The organism is Geminicoccus roseus DSM 18922, from assembly GCF_000427665.1.
Taxonomy (GTDB): Bacteria; Pseudomonadota; Alphaproteobacteria; order Geminicoccales; family Geminicoccaceae; genus Geminicoccus; species Geminicoccus roseus.
The window spans coordinates 526198-545712 of sequence record NZ_KE386572.1 but is presented as its reverse complement, the minus strand read 5'-3'; the positions used below and the strand labels follow the sequence as shown (position 1 = coordinate 545712).

Below are 19515 nucleotides of genomic sequence, written 5' to 3'. Positions count from 1 at the left end.
GGCCGGTGCCACTGAGGCCACGGCTCCTCCGGCGCCGGGTCCGCCCGCTGAGTGTCTATCTGGGGGTGATGGTGGTCAGCCTGCTCCTGGTGGTGGCGCTGTCCCTGGTCCTGTTCACCTACCTGCAGGGCCGGCACCTCGCCCACCTCATGGCCCTGGAAGAGATGCGGGTGGCCGGGGAGCGGATCGGTACCGAGTTCGATCATCTCCTGGACGCACCGGAGATGGTCACGGTGATGGCCAGCGTGTCGGGCCTGGATCTTGTCGCTGATGCGGATCGGATCGCCTTCGCCCAGGAGGCCCTGGACCAGCTGCCCCAGATCGATTCGATCTATATCGGTCGCAGCGACGGCAGCTTCAGCCAAGGTGTCGCCCTGGATGAGCCCGGCAGCGCATGGCGGAAGGTGACAGGAGCCCCGTCCGACGCTGCCTATGCATTCCGGAGGATCCACCAGGACCCCGTCCGGGGCAGGGTACAGAGCTGGCGTTTCCGGGACGCTCAAGGCCAGACGGTTGCAGACGCGCCGCCATCTCCAAGCGATTTCGACCCGCGGACACGCGGATGGTTCAAGGAAGCGCAGCACCAGGCTGCCCCGGTTCTCAGCCCGCCATACCGGATGGCATCCACTGGCGACCTGGGGGTCACGATCTCCAGGCGTCTCGTCGAGGATCCGTCGGTGGTGGTCGGCACGGACGTCCTGCTGGAGACGCTCGGCCATTTCCTCCAGGACAGGCGGATTTCAGATCATGCGCGGGCTTATCTGTTCGATCCGGACGGTGTGCTGATGGCCCATTCGGATCCGAAGGTGATGGGGCTGATCGGCGCCAACCTCGACGGCGTCCAGGCATCGTCCTCGCTCCAGGCAGCCGACCCGATGCTGCCGATCGTGCAGGCGCGCCTTACGCGCAAAGCTGCCAATCCAACCAACGAGGTCGCCTTCGAAGAGGAGCCTTGGCTGATCGAGGTGGTGCCTTCGGTCGGCCAGGACATGCTTGCCCGCTACGCGGTGGTCGTGGCCGCTCCGCTTTCCGACTTCACGGCGCCCAGCGAGCGCTTGGCCCGCAACGGCCTGCTGATCTCCGCGGCCGTGATCGCCCTCGGCGTCTGCGTCGCTGTGCTGGTAGCGTGGCGGCTGGGACGCTCGCTGACGGGCCTGACCGACGCCGCACGACGCCTGGGCGACCTGGATTTCCAGCCCCGACCCGTGGTGGGATCGCGTGTCCTGGAGATCACCACGCTCTCCCAGGCGCTGACGGCTGCGCGCCATGCCATCCAGACCTTCGCCCTCTATGTTCCCCGCGAGATCGTAAGCCGCATCGTCGAGAGTGCCGGAATCCATCGCCGGTTCGGCCGGCGCCAGGAGGTGACCGTCCTGTTCACCGATATCCGCGACTTCACCACCATCTGCGAGAGCAACGACCCGGAAGACGTCGTCGAGATGCTCTCGGCGTATTTCGACCTGCTCAGCGCAGGCGTCTATGCCCATGGCGGGGCCATCATCCAGTTCCTGGGCGATTCCATTTTCGCCTCCTGGAACGCGCCCACGCCCGATCCGGCCCATGTCGACCATGCCTGCGCCTGCGCGCTCGATCTGGCCGAGAGGATCCAGGCCTTCAACCTCGCCCAGGCGGCTGCAGGCAGGCCTGTCTTCATCACCCGGCTGGGGCTGCACACGGGGCACGCCGTGATGGGCAGCGTCGGGTCAACCAACCGGCTGCAGTACACCGGGATGGGCGACACGGTGAACGTCGCCTCCCGCCTGGAGGGCCTGAACAAGCAGTTCGGAACGACGATCCTGGTGAGCGAGGCGGTCCGGAAGGGATGCAGGCAGGACTTCCGGTTCCGCTCGCTGGGCGAGGTTCCACTGAAGGGCCGCCTGGAGCGCCTGGAGGTTCACGAACTCGTGGCTGATCCGCCTTCAGGACCAGGCGGTACTGCGGTTGTCGAGCATGGCTTCCAGCGGGAGCCGTCGACCGGGCGAGAGGCTTCCGGACGTCACCAGCAGGTGTAGCCGCCGTCCACCAGGAGCACCGTGCCCGTGCAGTAGCTTGCCGCATCGCTGGCCAGGAACAGGACGGCGTGGGCGATCTCGTCCGGCTCGGCGAAGCGCTTCATCGGGGTCATCTCCTCCCAGACCTCGACCCACTCGCGCTTGCCCAGCCCAAGCCTGGTCATCTCGGTGAGGGTATAGCCGGGGGCGACCGCGTTCACCCGGATCCTGAATGGCGCCAGTTCGACCGCCAGCGACTTCACCATCTGGTGCACCGCCGCCTTGCTGGCGTTGTAGTGGGCCTGCGGCTGCGGCTTGTCGACGGTGAAGCCGGAGTTCGACCCGATCGCGACGATGCTGCCGCCGCCATGCTTGGCCATGTGGCGGGCAAAGGCCTGGTTGGTGAAGAACATGGCGTTGACGTTGACGTCCTGGACCTCCCGCCATTCTTCCGGAGAGATGTCCAGGACATCGGTGTTCGGGTTGATGCCGACGCAGTTGACCAGAATGTCGACGCGGCCAAAGTCGGCCAGGATCTGTTCGACCGCCCGCGTGGACGCCTCCGGCTTGCGCAGGTCCGCCGGATAGAAAATCGAGCGCCGCCCGGTTGCGGCGACTTTCTCGGCCGCTGCTGGGCCGAGTTCGGCGTTCAGGTCGATCAGGGCGACGTCGGCGCCGGCACCGGCAAGCAGTTCCGCCACCGCAAGGCCGATGCCGCGGGCCGCCCCCGTCACGGCGGCGACCTTGCCATCCAGGCGAAACCGGGCGAGCGCATCCATCGTCATTTCCCTGAGGTTGCCGAGTTCAGTCTGTGGTGAACGGCCTTGGATCCATGAAGCGTTCCAGAACGTTCCAGGTGATCTTCGACACGTTGTTGTCGCAACCGTTCGGCAGGAGCGCCCCGCACCAGGCGATCGAGCCCGTGGCAAAGATGGCGCCGCCCGCGGCGGTCTCGCCGAACGCCATGTCCGCGCGCACCTGGTCGTTCTGGTCGCCGCCCAGTGCTGGCGGCACCACGCCGAACTCCTCGTTGACCAGCATCATCATCGAGCTGTGGCCCTCGGAGGAAGCCAGCCGCAGCATGTTCGGCGGCGAGCCGAGGTCGGTGTTGATGCAGTCCAGCTCGATGCCGGCAGCACCGCCGCCGATCAGGCCGAAGTCGCCGATGATCTCGTCCGGCACGTCCTTGAAGATGAAGGAAGCGCGCGGATTGTCCGCGTCGGGTGCCCGCCGGTAGTAGGAGCTGACGTCGAAGCCCTGGGCAACGAAGCCGATGCCGGCCATCACGTTGGGCGCCCGGCCGATCCGGCGCCACAGGCCGCCATACTCGCCGTTGAACGACTGGAAATACTCGCCGGGCTCGGCGATCCAGGGGCGGATGCCGTCCTCGGCGCGGCGCAGCTCGATCACGCCGTCTAGCGTGTCATGGAAGCCGACGCGCCAATACCAGCCGTTGCCGCCCATGTACATCAGCCGCCCGCCGCGATCGACCCAGGCCTTCATCGCGTCCCAGGCCTGCGTGGAATGATATTCCGGGTGGGTGCCGGTGAGAATGACCTGATAGTCCTTGATCAGCTCGTAGCCGTCATGGTGCAGGTCCTCGTCGGTCACGATGTCGTAGTCGACGCCCTTCTGGTCCAGCCAGTAGAACAGGTGGGTGTCGGCATTGTACTGGTACAGCGCCGAGCCATGGCCGCCCAGCCAGGAATGGTAGCGGCTGGTGAAGTTCAGCACCGGGCGCAGGCGGCTGGAATAGCAGACGCCGGAACCGTCGGCATGGCTGTCGTAGAGCGACCCGCCGAGTTCCGGATGGTAGTACATGTACATGTCGGAGTGGCCGAACGGCAGCAGCCGGTTCATCAGCGCTTCCGCCCCACGCGCGGTGATGTGCTCGCCGTGGTTGGCATAGGCGATGTAGGCGCAGGTCGGCGCCAGGAAGGCCACCTTGGGGCGCTGGCCGCGGTTCTTGCCGCGCGGCGGACGCACGAAGAACGCCAGATAGTCCTCGCGGGTGGCCTGCTCGTCGCTGTCGCCGCAATGGACATGCAGGGCGTAGGCGCCGCTCTTGAAGTCGTCCGGCAGGGTGAAGGCGACGGAGGTCTCCCAGCCGGCGTCGTAGATGTCGTCGCGGTGGAAGTGGATCGCACCGTAATGCTCGGGTTTGCGGGTCCAGTCGTGCTGCTCGCCCGTCCAGTTCCAGCCCTTCATGGCCCGGGTCGGCAGGTGGACCAGTTCGCCGTCCAGCCGCGATGGCCCGAGATCGACGGTGCGGGTGGTGCGCATCTCCCTGGTGAAGTCCCAGCGCGCGATCAGCCCGGTGTCGTGGACGAACGGCACGCCCGAACCCAGCAGCGGCAGGTAGCGGTCCAGGCCATGGATGCCGGAGACGAGAGCCGGGCTGTCGATCTTGCCGTCATAGTGGCGACCGATGAAGCCGTCCGCCTCGGGCGAACCTGCCAGCAGGAAGGGAACTGCCAGGGGCGTCGGCCGGGTCTCGGCCGTCCCGTCGACCCGGTCAGCGTCGTGGACCAGCGGATAGTGGCGCAGCGGTTCCTGGATGAGGGTCACGCGGCCGCTGGCCGGGTCGTAGCCGACGGCGATGCGGTACCATTGCCGGACCAGCATCGGCTTGCCGGTGGCGACCCGTGCCGTGCCGCTGCCATCGCCACTGACGAAGGCCAGCCTGCCGCCGTCCACCAGTTCGATCCGGAACCCGGCCTGCCTCTCTTCGTCCCACTGTGCGGCCAGCGTCTGGTCGCCGCGATCGGTGAGGGTGGGCCAGATCGTGGCGAAGAAGGTGAAGGCCTGATCCGCCAACGGGGGCATGGCCGGCACGGTCATGTAGGAGCCGGGATCGATGCGCTGCCGCCTGGCCGGGTAGCTGCCGTCGATCGAAGTCGGCACATGGGGCAGCTTCAGGCCGGGGCCTTCCGGGTTGCAGTCGCCGTTGAGGACCCGGACGATCCGGGCATCGAAGCGATCGCCCTCCTCGACCGAGACCTGGAAGGAGATGGTCTCGCCTGGGGCGACGCTGTAGCGGTCCGGATAGCCGACGATCTTGAGCATGCGCTGTCTCTTACCTGGCAAAGGCTTCTTGGGTTCGTTCGTGCAATCGCCGAGGCGGCAGCTAGTCCTTGAAGGGCAGGTTGATGTTCTCGCCCGTGTGCAGGAGCCAGCGGCGGCGGAAGATCTCCCACTCCGCTTCCTCACGGCTCGTGAAGACCGGGCCATCCTCGATCGTGATCGGATCGCGGCGATCCGCCGGCATCTCGCCCAGGACCCATTTCTCGAACGGCTTGAGCACCACCAGGATCACCTGCCGGCCGCTCTTGTCGGTGCGCAACGTGTTGAGGACCCGCTGCAGCCCCGGGCTGTGGGCGCCGATCGGCTTTTTGCGCATCTCTTCGATATACTGCCGGTCGACCGCCGGATCGATCTTGTAAGGCACCCGTCCCTCCTTGCGAGATTGGCCGGCACGACGCTCGGCACTTCCTGTCGGCAGGCGCGGCGCGGCGCGGCGGGAGCGCGCCGTCTTCCAGTCCGGCATCGATGCCGACAGACTGCCGGTTTCGCGGTCGGCTCGACCCGGGGCCTCCGGAACAAGCCCTGCTCTGGTCCGTGCCGACGGCGTCGAGAGTGGCACCAAATGCACAAGCCGACGAGATGGAAAAGCCCAGATAAACCACAAAATCGCACGTCTGGAGTGTTCGATCTTGTGCGAATGCAGCCGCTTTGCTGGCTGGGCCCCAAGCAGCTTCCGAAACGCAAGAAGCCCCGGCGCGAGCCGGGGCTTCCGTTTCAAGGCCGGCCTTTCCAGCTGGCCATCAAGGGAGTGGCGTTCAGCCGGCCTTGCGCATCTCCGCGTCGATCTGGTCGATCTGCGCGACCTTCTTGCCCGAGCGCTCCGCCTGGAACTCGTTGGAGAGATAGATGTCGGCCAGCATCTTCGCGACGGAAGGGCCGGTGATCTGGGCGCCCATGGTGATGACCTGGGCGTTGTTGGAAGCGATCGCGCGCTCGGCGGTATAGGGATCGGTCACGCAGACAGCGCGCACGCCCGGCACCTTGTTGGCCACGATCGCCATGCCGGCGCCGGTGCCGCAGACCAGGATGCCGCGGCTGAACTCGCCGGCGGCGACCTTCTCCGCCAGCCGACGGCCGACGCCGGGATAGTCGACCGGATCGCTCGTGTTGGTGCCGATGTCGACCACCTCGTGACCCTTGGACTTCAGGTGCTCGACCAGAATGTCCTTCAGCGGCAGGCCCAGATTGTCCGCTCCGATCACGACCTTGCTCACGCTGCTCTCCTTCAGTGCGCGTAGTGGAAACGCTGCCAGTCGACACTGAACTCGTGGTCGCGACTGATCGCGTCGATGATCGCACATGTGAGGGGCATTTGCTGCTTCGCAAGCGCCCCCTCGCGCATCATGTTCTCCAGGGTCGGCCCGGCGGACAGCGCCAGCTCGGCGCCCTCCACCGTCTCGTCCTTCATCTTCTCGGCCTTGGCCTTCGAATAGCGCCAGCCGGCGCCGAGCAGACGGCCCATCCGGCTGTTCCGGCCGCCCTGCACGGTGACGTAGAGGTCGCCCGTACCCGCCAGGCCGTGCACCGAACTGTCGCTGCCGCCGACCAGGGCGTTGATCTGCCTGAGCTCCAGGAGCGCCTGCGCGAACAGGCCGGCGGCGATGTTGTGCATCTGCGCGCCGTTTTCCGCGCCGCCCTGGCGGTCGAGCATCCCGACCGCAGCGCCGATGCCGAGTGCGTAGAAGTTCTTCAGCGCGGCGCACACCTCGGTGCCGACCACGTCCCGGGACGGCCGCGCGTGGTAGTAGGGTGCTGCCACCAGATCCAGCAGGCGGCGCAGCGTCGCTTCCTCCGGATGGGCGAACACCACCGAGGTGTCGCGCCGGACCGCGAGCTCGCCGGCAATGCAGGGGCCGCCGACGCCGCCGGTCGGGCATTTCAGGGCTTCCGCCACCGGGTCGGTCAGCGGGCGGATGTTCTTCCCGTCCGTGTCCAGGCCCTTGGTGAGCATCATCACCGGCCGCGGGCCCGGCAGGACCGGCGCCAGCAGGTCGGTGGCCCAGGTGACGCCTGCCGTGCTCACCCCGATCACGATCAGCTCGATCTCGTCGGAGACCGCCTGACCGATCTCGTGGTGATGGAAGGTCCGGACGTTCCGGGGCAGGGGCGCGTTCAGCCGCGGGTGGACCCCATTCTGACGAAGCGCGTCGATGGTCTGGGCGTCGATGGGCGTGCCGACCAGGCGGACGTCGTGGCCGGCATCGGCCAGTGGCAGCGTGAACGCGCTGCCCATCACGCCCGCGCCCAGGATCAGTACCGTCGCCATGTCATCCCTCGTGTTCGGCGAACCCTTCCAAGAAGTCGAGGTCGCCGGCCAGGTCCAGGAACGACCAGCGGTCCCGGACGTCGCGGGCGTTGAGCACGGCCCGGCGGTAGAAGCAAGGGGCGATCCCGATGCCTGCCGCCGTGGTCGCGGTGCCGGATGCGGCATAGGCGGCAACCAGTTTTTCCAATGGCAACATGATTGCCAGCAGTTCCGAACGCAGCTCCGGCCAGCTGCGCTCGAGGCGTTCGTTCATGGCGCGGGTCTGTTCGGCATCGAGCGCCTTGGCGTGGGCGACCTTGACCATCTCGTCGCCGGATTTTCCGTGCAGGCGACGAATTTTCTCGTCGTCGATCTGGCGTACCTGCAGGGGCGGCAGGGTCTCGAGCGCCAGGATCCGCGCCTGGAGCCGGCTGGCGGTAAGCGTCGCGACGCCGACCTGCTCGCCATGCAGGGTCCCGGGATGCGGATCCGCGAACATGTCGATGTAGTGGCTGATGGAATGCTCGGCCATCGAGCCGGAATGGCTGGTGTGGGTGAACAGCACGCCGAAGCCGCCCAGCGTCAGCATGTCGGTGAGCGCCCGCATCGCGACCAGATCGCCCTTGACCAGGCCCTCGGCACGCTCGAGCAGGATCGGTTCGTAGGGGGCCTGGATGTCGAACGGCCCCTGCTCGTAGACGGTGCCGAGCAGGCGGTGCGACAGCAGCCAGTCCACCTGGGCGGAACTGCGGCAGACCGCGTCGCCGAAGCCCGCACGAATCATCCGCACCGGTGCCGCCGCTAAGACCGACAGGTCATAGAACACGCCGCGGGGCGCGTGGCTCTTCAGGGAAAGCTTGTAGCCATCCCGGGTGATCGAGGCGGTCGAGGTGACGTAGCCGTTCATGGACGGGGCGGTGCCGAACACCGCGCAGCCGCGCCCATCGGCAAACGTCACGTGCTTGCACAGGTCGTTGATCGTGCCGGAGCCCACGGCGACCAGTCCGTCCACATGGCGGGACTTGTCCTTCAGAATGGCAGCGTTCTTCTCGTCGGCCTTGGGGTGCTCCAGGAGGATCGCTTCCGAGTTGGGCAGGGCCGCCTGGATGCGCCTTCCGGCCACCTCCCAGGTGTTCTCGTCGGCGACGATGCCCAGCCGCTCGCCCAGACCCAGGCCGGACAGAAGCTCGGCTTCCTGGCCGGCGGTGCTCTCGGTGGTCACCACCTTCTGCAGGCTGCAGGGAACGGTCTTGCCGGTGGTACGGTCGACATAGCGGCCGTGGACGAACTCCTGGATGAGCGGGTCGGCTCCGGTCACCGGCTGGATCCTTTCTGCTTGAAGGCGGCGAGATCGGCGTAGATCGAGCGGAGCTGCGGGTACAGCCGCTCGAACAACGCCAGCAACTCGCGATATCGGTCATGGCGCAGGGCGTCGGGCTCGATCCGGCGCTCGATCCGGCCGGTCATGGAGGCGACGGCCTCCTTCATGCCATCGAACCAGCCGGCCCCGACCGCGGCGCAGATGCCGGCGCCCAGGCTGGAAGCCTCGACCGTGGAGGAGCGCAGCACCGGGCGTCCGATCGAATCGGCCAGGATCTGGCACCACAGGTCCGAGCGCGAGCCGCCGCCGATCGCCACGATCTCGGTGACCGGCACGCCCAAGGCCGCCTCGATCTTGCCGATGCCCAGCGCCTGCTCCAGCGCGATGCCTTCCATCATGGCGCGATAGAAATGGCCGCGGCCATGCTCGGCGGACAGGCCGATCATCACGCCGCGGGCCTCATTGTCCCAGTAGGGCGTCATGCTGCCGAGCCACCAGGGGGTCAGCAGCAGGCCGCAGGAGCCTACCGGCACGGAAGCGGCCTCGGCTTCCAGCCGCTGGTAGGCCTCCGGGTCGGCGGCGCCGTCCAGGCCGAACAGGTTGTTGACGAACCAGTCGGTCAGGAAGGTGCCGGTACGCAGGCACAGCTCGTTGATGAAGCCTTCGCCGGACACCGAGTTCATGGTCCGCCAGCCGGCATCGACCATGTACCGGCCTGCCCAAACCCCGGACACGGTGGCGGTACCGAGGTTGCAGTAGGCGCGACCGGTCTCGATCACGCCACAGCCAAGCCCGCCGCACTGGCCATCGCCGCCGCCGGCGACGACCCTGGTTCCCTCCAGGAGGCCTGTCGCCCGGGCGGCCACGGCGGTGACCTGGCCCAGGACCTCGCCCGGGCGACGGGCGTCGAAGAAACGGTCGGGGCCGAGCCCGAGCGGGCTGGTCAATTCCGCGGAATAGCTGCGGGCGGCCATGTCGTAGACGCCCAGGGGATCGGCGCTGGCCCAGGAGGTGGCACGCTCGCCGGTCAGCCGATGCGTCAGGAAGCCATGCACCTCGACGACATGGGCTGCCCTGGCCAGGATCTCGGGTTCATGGCGCGCCAGCCAGGAGAGGCCGTACAGGGCGGGGGTGGGGTCAGGCGTCTTGCCGGTGATCCGGCGGATCGCCTCGACGCCATGGCGCTGCACCAGCAGATGGACGTCCTCGCCGCAGCGCTCGTCCAGCCAGAGCACGCCTGGGCGCAGGGCATTGCCCTCCTGGTCCAGGACGGCGAAGGTCTCGCGCTGGTTGGCGATCGAAAGGGCCTCGATCCGGGCGGGATCCACCGCGGCGGTGACCTGACGGATCGCCTCGGCGGCCGAGGCCCACCAGTCCTCCGGATCCTGCTCGAACCAGCCGGGTGCCGGGTTGGCCATCGGCAGTTTCGCCCGGCCCTCGACCACCACCTGGCCGGACCGGTCCCAGGCGATTGCCTTGGTCGCGGTGGTGCTGCTGTCGATGCCGATGACGAGCGGTTCGGTCATGGTGCCAGGGATCTTCGTTCTCTTGCAGAAAATTGGCGGGGCATCGCTGCCCCGCCACTCTTCGATCAGGCCTGCCGACGGGCGTCAGGCCTTGCGGAACGGCGCCGCCATCTCGTCGGCCACCGGCTTGATCGCGTCCATGCATTCCTGCGGGGTCTTGAACTGGCCGGTCAGGTACTTGCCGAGTTCCACCGGGATGGTGTTGTTCGACAGTTCCGCCCAGGCCGGGAAGTCCGGCTCGGAGCCCATCATGGTGTTGATGGTCTTCTCGACCGCCGGGAAGTGCCGCGTGGTGCCGGGGCCGACCTTGGCGGCCGCCAGGGTGCGCGGGTCGGTGAAGGCCGAGAGGCGGACCGGCGAGGCGCCGCCACCCAGAACCGAGCCGCGGCCGACCACGTCCTTGGAGGTGGCCCACTGCATGAAGAGGAAGGCCGCTTCCTGGTTCTGCGAGTACTTCGACAGGCCCAGGCCCGAGCCGCCCTGGTGGCCGACGTTCGGGATCTCGTTGAAGCCGCAATCCTCGGGCTTGCGCAGCGAGATCGCTTTTGGCGGCGGCGCCGCCTCCATCAGGCCCACGACCTTGCTGTTGGCGCCGTCGAAGCTCGGGAAATACTCGCCCCAGGTGATCACCTGGCCGGCCAGGCCCTGCGCCACCGACTGACCCTCGCCGTCCCAGGTCCAGGTCAAGGCGCCGGGCGGGCAGTTCTTCGAGATCTCCATGAGATACTCGAGGCCCTTGATGCCCTGCTCGTCGCCGCCGGAGAACATGCCGGCCTTGTCGTAGATCGAGCCGCCATTGCCCCACAGCCAGGCGGTCCAGTCGCATTCCAGGCTGTAGTGCCCGGAGCGGAGCTGGCCGGTGGTGCCGTAGATGCCGTTCTTGCTCTCGGCTTCCTGGATGGCCTTCACGTTGGCCATGTACTCGTTCAGGTCGGTCGGGACCTTGAGGCCGTGCTTCTCGTAGAGGTCACGACGGTACATCAGGATGAAGATCGGGATGTCGAACGGAATCGAGACCAGCTTGCCGTCATACATCGAGATGCCGTCGAGCAGCGGCTGGCTGAAGTCGGCCCAGTCGAAGTCCGGCATCGCGATGTCGGGATGCGAATCGTAGTACTCGCGCGGATCTTCCATGTCCGGCGAGAAGGTCGCCATCCAGGACTGGTCGAGATAGTAGAGGTCGTAGGTGCCGATCTGGCCCTGGATGTCGAGGGTCGCCTTCTGCAGCACCTGCTCCAGCGGAACGATCTCGATCTCGACGTTGATGCCGGTCGCCTTGGTGAACTCTTCCTTGGCGAGCTGGTTGGCGACGATCGTCGGCGGGGTCGCCTCGGAGGTGTAGCGGATCGTGGTGCCGGCGAACGGCTTACCCACCTCGGACAGCCACTGCATCATGGCCTCGTCGGGCCCGGCCTGCGCGAAGGCCGGGTTGCCGAAGTCCAGGCCGCGGAACGGGCGGCCGCCGCCCAGCATCGCAGCACCGAAGCCGGACAGGCCGACGCCTGCGATGCCGAGCTTGCGGATGAACTCGCGCTTGCTGATCCGCCGCGACGCGTAGTCGCCGCAGGTGTCGGCGATGAACGTCTTGCGGTCGTGTTCCCTGAAACTCATTCTTCTGCCTCCCTTTTGATTGATCGAACGGAGAACGGCCGCTCAGTCCTTGAGTGAGCCGAGGGTCAGGCCGCGTACCAGATGCTTCTGGACGAGGACGATGAAGATGAAACTCGGTATCAGCGCGGCGCTGCCCAGCGCCGTGATGAAGCCCCACTCGGTGCCGGTCGACGTGACGAAGGTCGAGATCTTCACCGGGATCGTGCGGATCTGCGAGGTGAGCTGCAGGCTCAGCAGGAACTCGGTCCAGGAGAAGATGAAGCACAGAACCGCGGTGGCCGCGAGGCCGCCCTTCACCAGCGGCATCACCACCAGCCAGAAGGTCTGCCAGCGCGTGGCCCCGTCGATCATCGCCTGCTGGTCGAGATCCGCCGGGATGTCGTCCAGAAAGCTCTTCATCAGCAGGACGGCGATCGGCAGGTTGATCAGCGTGTGGGCCAGGATCAGGCCCAGATGGGTGTCGCGCAGGCCCAGATCGCGGAACATGAAGAAGATCGGGATGGCGATCGCGATCGGCGGCATCATGCGCTGCGACAGGATCCAGAACACGAAGGGCTGCTGGCCCCGGAACCTGAAACGCGACAGGCCGTAGGCGCACAGCGTTGCCAGGACGATGCTGATCGCGGTCGAGCCCAGCGCCACCACCACGCTGTCGATGATGGACGGGATCGAATAGTAGGAGCTGCCGCCGCCCGCGACCGTGCCGGCCGCACCCTCGTCGGTCACCAGCGACAGGCGCGACACGCCGCCCAGCGTCACCCGGTAGTTGTCCAGGGTCGGCTCGAAGCCCCAGTAGACCGGGGTCGTGTTGAAGATCGCCGTGTAGGGTTTGAACGAGGCCAGGACCCACCAGAAGATCGGGAACACGAACAGCAGCACGACCAGCCACGCGCAGACGTCGCGCAGGATGCCGAGGGCGGGATGGGTACGCATCAGAACCGCACCTTGAACAGCTTGATGAAGATCGAGGCGATCACGTTCAGCGAGATCAGCACGATCAGCGCTAGGGCCGCCGCGTAGGGGAAGTTGGCGAGGGTGAACAGGCGGCCGGCATAGAAGCTCAAGGTCTCGGTCTGGGTGCCGGGACCGCCGCTCGTCATCACGTAGACATAGTCATAGACCCGGAACAGGTCGATCGAGCGGATCAGCACCGCCACCGCGATCACCCGGGTCAGAAGGGGCAGGGTGATCATCCGGAATGCCTGGAACGCCGAGGCGCCGTCGATGGCCGCCGCCTCATAGGGCTCCTTGGGCAAGGCCCGCAGCCCGGCCAGGAAGATCAGCACCATGAACGGCGTCCACTGCCAGATGTCGGCCAGCATGACGCCGATCAGCGCGGTGTCGTTGCCGGCCAGGATCGGGTTCAGCGGATCGATGATGCCAAGCTGCTTGAGGTAGTAGGAGAGCACCCCGAACTGGGCGTCCTCCATCAGCAGGAACATCAGGCCGGTCACCGCGGGCGGCACCACCAGCGGCAGGGTCATCAGCGAGCGCAGCAGGCCGTAGCCGCGCCGCTCGGTGTCCAGCAGCATGGCGATCGCCATGCCGAGCACGACCTGGAAGAACAGGCAGACCAGGGTATAGGTGAGGGTGACCTGGAAGCTGTCCCAGGTGCGGGGATCGGTAAGAGCGATCTCCCATTGCTTCAGCCCGACGAACTCGAACTGGCGGGTGACGCGGGAGCGCTCCTGCAGGCTCAGCCAGACGCTGTAGAGGAGCGGGTAGACGCCGAACACGACCAGCAGGACGACTACCGGCATCAGCCATCCCAGGGCCGATTCCGCCGTGAACCACCGCGGCAGCCACGAGCGCCTGTGCGCAGCGCTGCCGGCTGCAATCGAGCTGCTGCTCATCGTGCTGAAAGCCTACCCTAAAAACGTTTTTCCGCCCTGGTCGCGGTCGATGCTCACTTTCGCGCATAGGGTCTTCGCTATCGCATACTGTCAAGCGGGGATCGATCGGAGACGGGCCGCGCACGGGTGCTTGATCGACCGGCGGCGATGGTCCATCGAGTCGCGCGTGACGTGGCCGGCCGGCGCCTCAGCGGGGCGATGAGGGAGAGGGACGATGGACTACACGCTCGGGCTGAACACGAACTTCGCGATCAACCGGATCGTCGAGCCGGAGGCCCTGGTCGGTACGATCGCCCAGGAGATCGGCATGAGCCGCATCCAGCTCACGCCGGAATTCCTGGACCCTTCCTGGCCGGCACCGCTGCAGGCCAGCTTCGTCAAGCGCTACAACAGCGCGCTGCAAGCCAACGGCGCCACCATCAGCACGACCTTCTCCGGCGCCTACACGCGGGTGAACCATCTGGGCCATCCGGATCCGGATGTGCGCGCATGGTGGAAGAACTGGCTGGCCACCTGGATCGACATCTCCGCCGATCTCGGCGCCCGCGGCACCGGCACCCTGCTGGCGATCATGACCTATGCCGACGATGCCGAGGACGCACGGCGCGAGGCGGTGCTGAAGCGGGTGATCGACGACTGGCGCGACCTGGCGCAGCGCGCGAAGGACAGAGGCCTGTCCTTCCTGATGTGGGAGCACATGTCGATCCGCCGCGAGTTCGGCCACACCCTGCCGGAAACGCGGCGGATCCAGGCGCTGGTCGAGCAGGACATGCCGCTGCCCTTCAAGATCTGCGCCGACATCGACCATGGCGACGTGACCTCGCCCGATCCCCGCGACTACGACCCCTATGCCATCGCCGAGGCGCTGGCCGCGGACAGCCCGGTGATCCACATCAAGCAGAGCTCGATGGACAAGGGCGGGCACCGGCCGTTCACGCCGGAGAACAACGCCACCGGCCGGATCACCCCGGAGCCGCTCCTGGAAGCGATCCGGCGCGGTGGAGGCCAGGACAACGAATTGGTGTTCGAGTTCTCGTTCCGGGAGCGCGAGCCGACCGACAGCAACGTGATCCAGGCGCTGAAGCAGTCGGCGGACTTCTGGCGCCCCTATGTCCGGGTCTGAGTCTGAGCGGCAACCCGCGACGCTGTGGTGCTGGAGATCTGCGGCTTGGGCGCCGGGGTGGACGTATCGGTCGCGGACAAGGAGCCCGGTGACCTAGGTGACGCAGCCGCGGCGGTCCCGCGGTCGGTCTTCCAGGGGCGCAGGGCTTCGGGGATGCGCATGTCGCGCGGCACCTCGAAGTCGCGGGCAGCTCCGCGGGTCTGCTCGACCCCTTTGGGAAATCCGCTGCGGCTGCTGTAGTCCGGAATCCAGCGGCGCCGTCGCTGCCACTGCTGTTCCCGCCGCTGCGCGTTCAGCTCCTGGACGCAGATCAGGTCCAGTGCGGCAATTCCCGCGACCGCCGCGATCGAGAACAGGACATTGCCCTTCTTGGGATTGTCGCGGACCGCCGGCACCAGCGTCGCCAGGTCGAGCGCGTCGCCGGCGACACGCCCCCACAACCAGGGAGTCGGATCCTGGGCGGTGAGGATGCCAATGCCGGTGGCGACCTCGCGCGCGCCACAGGCCTGGATCACGTTCGTGTGCTCCTCCGTGCCTAAGAACTCGCCGACCCTGCGCGGGGCCAGCAGTTGCGCCAGCCCCAGCCCGATGCTGAACCAGCCCAGGCCCTGGGCAAGGGCGTGGGTCGACTCGCGGGAGATCAGGTGCTGCGAGGACCCGTCATGATGGCGATGCATGATGTTGCTCCTCAGGGCTTCAGCACGACCTTGATGCAGCCGTCCTGCTTGTCGCGGAACGTCTTGTACATCTCCGGTCCCTGCTTGAGGCCGACCGTGTGGGTGATCACGAAGCTGGGGTCGATCTGGCCTTCCTCGATCCGGCGCAGGAGATCGTCGGTCCAGCGGTTCACGTGGGTCTGCCCGGTCCGCATGGTCAGGCCCTTGTTCATGAACATGCCGAACGGGACCTTGTCGATCAGCCCGCCATAGACCCCGGGCACCGACAGCACGCCGGCCGGGCGGCAGACATACATCATCTCGCGCAGGACGTGCGGCCGGTCGCTTTCCAGCATCACCGCCTGCTTGGCCCGGTCGTACATGGAATCGACGGTGGCGGAGGCGTGCGCCTCCATGCCCACCGCGTCGATGCACTTCTCCGGGCCCTTGCCAAAGGTGAGGTCGTTGAGCCGCTCGACCGTGCTCTCCTCGTCGAAGTTGATCGTGATGGCGCCGCCGGCCTTCGCCATGGCGAGGCGCTCGGGCACGTTGTCGATCGCGATCACCTGCTTGGCGCCCAGCAGCACGGCGCTGCGGATCGCGAACTGGCCGACGGGCCCGCAACCCCAGACAGCGACCGTGTCGGTCGGCTCAATGTCGCACTGCACCGCAGCCTGCCAGCCGGTCGGAAGGATGTCGCTGAGGAACAGGACCTGCTCGTCGCTGAGCGAGTTCGGCACCTTCACCGGGGTCACGTCGGCATAGGGGACGCGCACGTATTCGGCCTGGCCGCCGGCATAGCCGCCGGTCAGGTGGGTATAGCCGTACAGGCCGGCGGTGGTGTGGCCGAACAGCTTGTCGGCCACGTCCTTGTTGCGGTTGCTGCGCTCGCACACCGAGAAATTGCCGCGCCGGCACTGGTCGCACTCGCCGCAGCAGATGGTGAACGGCACCACGACCCGGTCGCCGACCTTGAGCTTCTTGTTCTCCGAGCCGACCTCCATCACCTCGCCCATGAACTCGTGGCCGAGGATGTCGCCGGACTCCATGCCGGGCATGAACCCGTCGAACAGATGCAGATCCGAGCCGCAGATCGCGCAGCTCGAGACCTTGATGATTGCGTCGCGCGGGTCCTCGATCTTGGGGTCTGGAACCGTGTCGCAGCGGATGTCCTGCTTGCCGTGCCAGCAAAGCGCTCGCATGCCGATCTCCCGTTGCTCTTGCGGGACGATCCAGGCCGAGCAAGGAGCGTCGCCGCCTACTGCACGGGACAACGAGGCTGGGATGAAGCGGTTCCGGCCGGCTCCCGCCCCGTCAGCCGTTCGACGCGCCGTCGGGGGTAGCGATCGCCTGCAGGGCCGGGACGTTCTTCAGGGTGATCACGCCATGATCGACCTCGATCAGGCCGCGTTCCTTGAAGGAGCGCATCTGCCGGTTGACGTTCTCGCGCGCCAGCCCCGCAAACGAGCCCAGGTCGCGCTGGCTCAGCCCGTTCTCGATCCGCACGATCCCGTTCTTCTCGATCCCGTAGCGCCGGCCGATCCGCAGCAGGGTCTTGGCGACCCGCTGCTCCATGCCGAGCAGCATGGTGTCCTCGATCAGCTCGGTGGAATGGCGCAGCCGCTCGCACAGGATGCCGATCAGGCGGATCGCGACGTCGGGATGCCGCTCCAGGAACTCGATCATCCGGGCGCGGTCGAGCACGAACAGCTCGCACTCGGTGAGCGCCGTGGCGTCGGCCGAGCGCGGCTTGCCGTCAAGCACGCCGATCTCGCCGAACACCTCGGCGGTCTCGACCAGGTTCAGCATCACCTCGCGGCCGTCCAGGCCGACCGTGCCGATCCGGATCCGGCCGGACACCACGATCATCAGGCAGTCGCCGGGGTCGCCCTTCTGGAACACGGTGCGCCCTGCCGGCACGTGGACCAGCCGGCCGAGCGGCATCAGCTTCTCGATGTCCTCATCATAGAGGGCGCCGAACACGTCGCTGTCGGCGAGCGCGTCGCGGGCGAGCGCCAGCCGGTCCGGGCGGTTCCCCGCAGGCGCGGTCATCGCGCGAGCTCGGCGACGACCGCGCGCAGCGCGTCGGCTGCCTGGTCGCGCTCCCGGGTGGCCTGCTGCCGTTCGTCCTGCAGCGCCGCAAGCCGGTCTTCCTGCTCGGCCAGCCCGGCCAGCCAGCGCTCGCGCAGCGGTCCGGCCTCAGAGACCGATTCCAGGTTGGCACGGAGCCGGTTCTGCTCGGCGACGATGGCGCCGCGCTCCTCGGCGAGCCTGGCCAGGGTCTGCTCCGCCTCCGCCCGCCTGGCCGAAAGCCGGGAGATCTCCTCGATCTTCGGCACCCAGGCGTCGGGCACCTCCAGGCCGCGCGAGGCCAAAAGCGTGCCCAGCGTCTTGGCGTCGCTCAGCACGAACTGTTCCTCGACCGGGCGCTCGGTGATGAGGCGCAGCGAGGTCTCGCCCATGGCCGGCAGCTGGCCGTCCACATACCAAAACTCGCCCTGGCGCCTGGCTTCCGTCTGGCCGGCCGTCTGGGTCCCCGGTTGCGCCCAGGCCTGCACCTCGATCCGGCGCGGCTGGCTGTCGTCGCTCTCGAAGCGCCAGCGCCGTTCCTGCCGTTCGGCGATCCGCAGCGTGACCATGCCGTTGGCGATGGCCAGCGAGCGGATCTCGCGGCTGTCGTCCTGCTCGATCGCATACGTGATCTTGCGGTCGGCCCCAAAGGTCAGGCGCCGCTCCGCATCGGCCGGGACCAGCGGCATCACGGCATCGCCGACATGGACTGGCGCCGCCGCGTCGCCGGAATCCAGCACCGTCACGATCCCGCTCGGCAGGGAGGTGCCGGTGTCGTTGCGCAGGAGGATAGCGGCGTCCGGAGCGCCGCCGCTGCCGCCAGCCGGCACGAAGGCGATCCTGGTCGCATCGAGCCGCCGGTCCAGGAGCGGCACCATCACGCTGCCGTCGTCGGCGACGTCGACCGGCGCCTTGATCGTGAAGGTCGTCGCCAGGTCGGCCTCGGTGCCGGCCGCCTCGGTCACCGGAGCCGGCGCGAACTCATCACCGAATTCGGCGGCCATGGCCGCCATCTGCGGCGCCGCCTGCGCCTTGTTGCGCGCCAGCAAGCCCTCGGCCAGCGGAAGTGGCCCGTTCCCCTGGTCGACCACCGGGACGGTCTCCCGCTCGACATACCAGGCGCGGGTCAGTTCCTGGCGCAGGGTGCGGGCGTCGCCATCGGTCAGGGTGAGCTGCACCTCGCTCCAGTCCTGGCCGGTACGGTTCTCCACCACCGCCCAGCCCTGGATGCGCGCATTGTCCTTGTCCAGGATCAGCCGCCAGGTCGGTTTCCAGACCGGGGTCTCCACCAGGAGCCCAAGCTCGACCTCGGTGTCCGGCGCGGCATCGGTGAGGATCTCCAGCGTGCGCCGCTCGTCGCTGCGGGTCTGGGCGCTGCGCACCAGCACCTTCTCCAGCGCATCCTGGGCGGCCGGATCGTCGAACTGAATGGCATCGGCCTCGTTCAGGTCGATCGCCACCAGGCCATCCTCGGTCGAGAGCATCAGATAAGGGTGTTCGACCACGGCGCCGTCCTCGCCGGTTAAGCGTGACTCGACCCCGATGACCCGTCCGGTGATCCGGTCCTCCTCCTCGAAATCGTCCTCGATCTCGACGTTGGCGCCGCGCATCCGCTCCAGGAGGCTGGTCAGGCTGAGCAGGTCGTCCGGCCGCAGCGGCGTGCCCTGGAACGGATCGGCCAGGACGCCGCGTCCGCCGATGGTCACCTGCTGGAGCTCCAGCCGGGCATCCGGCGATGCCGCGGTGACCGTCAGGCTCTTGAGCGCGTCGTCGAGCTGGCTGGCCGGCAGGTCCAGCGGCACCGCGCCCTGCGGGCCGGTCATGGCGCGAAAGCCCAGCCAGCCCATGCCGCTGGTGGACATGACCACCCGCTCCAGCTCCGGCAGGTCCGCCGCCGCGACCGGAAAGCTCGCCGATGCCAGCAACAGCCCGGCCAGGAACGACGCAAAACGCGGCCGAAGCGACGATCGAGCGGGCATGACGGTTCCTCCCAGGCGACCTGCTCCCTATATCCAGCTTGCCTCGTCCTGGCGAC

General features: G+C 67.5%; 16 protein-coding genes. 2 read left to right on the top strand and 14 right to left on the bottom strand.

Annotation, left to right across the window (positions count from 1 at the left end; genetic code table 11):
- Positions 1 to 5 precede the first annotated feature (5 nt).
- Entirely contained in the window at positions 6 to 2012 is a 2007-nt protein-coding gene (locus GEMRO_RS27430) for an adenylate/guanylate cyclase domain-containing protein (RefSeq protein WP_157505446.1), read from the top strand.
- Here GEMRO_RS27430 and GEMRO_RS0103930 read toward each other — a convergent pair.
- The 10 genes from GEMRO_RS0103930 to GEMRO_RS0103885 form a co-directional block, all read right to left on the bottom strand.
- Positions 1997 to 2770: an SDR family NAD(P)-dependent oxidoreductase gene (locus GEMRO_RS0103930; protein WP_051329543.1), complete on the bottom strand. Its 774-nt coding sequence runs from the start codon at positions 2768 to 2770 to the stop codon at positions 1997 to 1999. The genes GEMRO_RS27430 and GEMRO_RS0103930 overlap by 16 nt on opposite strands.
- Before the next feature lie 25 nt (positions 2771 to 2795).
- On the bottom strand, positions 2796 to 5057 hold the full coding sequence (locus GEMRO_RS0103925) for a N,N-dimethylformamidase beta subunit family domain-containing protein (protein ID WP_027132972.1): 2262 nt from the start codon (positions 5055 to 5057) through the stop codon (positions 2796 to 2798).
- 61 nt (positions 5058 to 5118) lie between these two features.
- A complete protein-coding gene (locus GEMRO_RS34005; RefSeq protein WP_157505445.1) occupies positions 5119 to 5793 on the bottom strand; it encodes a hypothetical protein in 675 nt (224 codons plus the stop codon).
- Between the two features lie 37 nt (positions 5794 to 5830).
- Positions 5831 to 6289, bottom strand: a complete 459-nt coding sequence (locus tag GEMRO_RS0103915) for an RpiB/LacA/LacB family sugar-phosphate isomerase (protein WP_027132970.1) — start codon at positions 6287 to 6289, stop codon at positions 5831 to 5833.
- An 11-nt stretch (positions 6290 to 6300) separates the two neighbouring features.
- Positions 6301 to 7341 carry a 2-dehydropantoate 2-reductase N-terminal domain-containing protein gene (locus GEMRO_RS27425; RefSeq protein ID WP_051328665.1) on the bottom strand — a complete coding sequence of 347 codons (1041 nt, stop codon included), beginning with the start codon at positions 7339 to 7341 and terminating at the stop codon, positions 6301 to 6303.
- Between the two features lies 1 nt (position 7342).
- Positions 7343 to 8638 (bottom strand): iron-containing alcohol dehydrogenase, encoded by a 1296-nt coding sequence (locus GEMRO_RS0103905; RefSeq protein ID WP_051328664.1) that lies wholly within the window; start codon positions 8636 to 8638, stop codon positions 7343 to 7345.
- Positions 8635 to 10167: a xylulokinase gene (locus GEMRO_RS27420; protein ID WP_035484712.1), complete on the bottom strand. Its 1533-nt coding sequence runs from the start codon at positions 10165 to 10167 to the stop codon at positions 8635 to 8637. Before GEMRO_RS27420 ends, GEMRO_RS0103905 begins: the two co-directional genes overlap by 4 nt.
- Before the next feature lie 84 nt (positions 10168 to 10251).
- Positions 10252 to 11778 (bottom strand): ABC transporter substrate-binding protein, encoded by a 1527-nt coding sequence (locus tag GEMRO_RS0103895; protein ID WP_035484710.1) that lies wholly within the window; start codon positions 11776 to 11778, stop codon positions 10252 to 10254.
- A gap of 42 nt (positions 11779 to 11820) precedes the next feature.
- Positions 11821 to 12711: a carbohydrate ABC transporter permease gene (locus GEMRO_RS0103890; protein ID WP_035484708.1), complete on the bottom strand. Its 891-nt coding sequence runs from the start codon at positions 12709 to 12711 to the stop codon at positions 11821 to 11823.
- A complete protein-coding gene (locus GEMRO_RS0103885) occupies positions 12711 to 13538 on the bottom strand; it encodes a carbohydrate ABC transporter permease (protein ID WP_205624891.1) in 828 nt (275 codons plus the stop codon). The genes GEMRO_RS0103890 and GEMRO_RS0103885 overlap by 1 nt, the downstream gene beginning before the upstream one ends.
- 307 nt (positions 13539 to 13845) lie before the next feature.
- Between GEMRO_RS0103885 and GEMRO_RS0103880 the strand changes: the two genes are divergently transcribed.
- Positions 13846 to 14754, top strand: a complete 909-nt coding sequence (locus GEMRO_RS0103880; protein WP_027132965.1) for a sugar phosphate isomerase/epimerase family protein — start codon at positions 13846 to 13848, stop codon at positions 14752 to 14754.
- Here the strand turns inward: GEMRO_RS0103880 and GEMRO_RS27415 are convergent.
- The 4 genes from GEMRO_RS27415 to GEMRO_RS27410 form a co-directional block, all read right to left on the bottom strand.
- Positions 14739 to 15431: a cyclase dehydrase gene (locus tag GEMRO_RS27415; RefSeq protein WP_205624890.1), complete on the bottom strand. Its 693-nt coding sequence runs from the start codon at positions 15429 to 15431 to the stop codon at positions 14739 to 14741. The genes GEMRO_RS0103880 and GEMRO_RS27415 overlap by 16 nt on opposite strands.
- Positions 15432 to 15442: 11 nt before the next feature.
- Positions 15443 to 16612 carry a zinc-dependent alcohol dehydrogenase gene (locus GEMRO_RS0103870; RefSeq protein ID WP_027132964.1) on the bottom strand — a complete coding sequence of 390 codons (1170 nt, stop codon included), beginning with the start codon at positions 16610 to 16612 and terminating at the stop codon, positions 15443 to 15445.
- A gap of 112 nt (positions 16613 to 16724) precedes the next feature.
- On the bottom strand, positions 16725 to 17462 hold the full coding sequence (locus GEMRO_RS0103865) for a Crp/Fnr family transcriptional regulator (RefSeq protein WP_051328663.1): 738 nt from the start codon (positions 17460 to 17462) through the stop codon (positions 16725 to 16727).
- Entirely contained in the window at positions 17459 to 19459 is a 2001-nt protein-coding gene (locus tag GEMRO_RS27410; protein ID WP_035484704.1) for a DUF4139 domain-containing protein, read from the bottom strand. The genes GEMRO_RS0103865 and GEMRO_RS27410 overlap by 4 nt, the downstream gene beginning before the upstream one ends.
- Positions 19460 to 19515 lie beyond the last annotated feature (56 nt).